This window comes from Methylobacterium sp. 001424705 (assembly GCF_059816145.1).
This window is the reverse complement of sequence record NZ_JCBANU010000077.1, coordinates 1-1,384: the sequence shown is the minus strand read 5'-3', so window position 1 is coordinate 1,384 and position 1,384 is coordinate 1. Positions and strand designations below refer to the sequence as shown.

The window sequence follows — 1,384 nt, the reverse complement described above, 5'->3', positions numbered from 1 at the left end:
TTCTCTATTCGGGGTTCATCGGTCAACTCCCTTTCGTGCGCATCCTGGTTCGGCGCGTGAACGGTCCTGTGGAGCTCTTGCTTCTCTCCGAGGTCGACGTGGGCCGCCTCATGATGGGAACAGAGGGAGTGGGTGGAGCGATTCTCAAGCCGCGCGCTCGGCAGAACCGACGCTCGAGTTTCCTCGGTCTCACCCGCTCCCGTCGTCCCCACAGGGACCTCCTCCACGCCGGAGGAGCTCGGTGTTGCGTTATGCTGGTGTGCGGGCCTCAGGCCGCCGTGGCGGTCGCGACCGACCAGCGGAAGTCCGTCTCGTCGCGCCACATGCGGTGCAGCACAATCGCCAGCTTGCGGGCGACGGCCACGAGCGCCTTTTGCATGCCCCGCCGCTTGGCCACCGCCAGTCCCCAGACCTTCAGCGAGGACCACCGGCCGCGCGGGCTGGTCAGCAGCACGAGGGCGGCCTCATACAGCGCGGCACGCATCATCGTGTCCCCGCACTTCGAGATCCGTCCGATCCGCATCGTCTCGCCGGACTGGTAGAGCCGCGGCGTCAGACCGTAATGTGCCCCAACGCATTGCGAGCGCCCGAACCGAGCCGGATTGTCGACGCAGGTGCGGTAGGTCAACGCCACGATCGGCCCGACGCCAGGCGCGGTCATCAGCCGCCGGCAGATCGGATCGGTACGGACCTGGTCCAGCAGCATCTTGTGCAGCTTGGCGAGCTGGGTCCGCAGCGCGGAGCGTGCCTCTAGCAGCGGCAGGACCACGGCCGCGACGAACGGCAGATCGAGCACGAGGTCGCGCACGCGCTGCTCGAACCCGGCAGCCCCCACGACGCCGACCTTGAGGCCGAAGTTGCGCAACTGGCCGCGTAGGTCGCTCTCGATGTCGTAGGCCTTGCGCTGCAGGAGCTTGCGCGAGGTCAGGAGCAGGCGGCGTTGCTGGCTGGCCGGCGTCTTGACGTGAACCGGCTTGAACAGGCCGACCCGCATCATCTGGGCGATGCCCATGGCGTCGTTGCGGTCGGTCTTGTTGATGCGCGCCGAGAGGGCAGCGTGCATGTGACGGGTCTCAACGCAGATCGCCGGGAGCCCTGCCTCGACCAGGCCGGCGTAGAGCCAAGGCGAGAGCGGCCCCGCCTCCAGGCCGACACGCCCGTAGCTGTGCCCGAGGTCGCTGAGATGCCGGCTGATAACCTCGGGATGGCTCTCGACCGTGGCGCGGTGCACGACCTTGCCGTGGGGATCGACGATGCAGATCGCGGTCTCCTTCACGGAGACATCGAGGCCGACGTGGTGCTGCTGGTCCATGGCAGGGCTCCGAGGTTGGTTCAGAGCACCATCATGCCGCTTCCACCGCGCGACGCACCCCGAATACCCCAT

Annotated in this window: 1 protein-coding gene; it reads right to left on the bottom strand. The window is 67.6% G+C overall.

The features are described 5' to 3' along the window. Positions 1-268: 268 nt before the first annotated feature. A complete protein-coding gene (locus AC6EUL_RS22805; RefSeq protein WP_471759112.1) occupies positions 269-1,312 on the bottom strand; it encodes an IS110 family RNA-guided transposase in 1,044 nt (347 codons plus the stop codon). Positions 1,313-1,384: the final 72 nt, after the last annotated feature.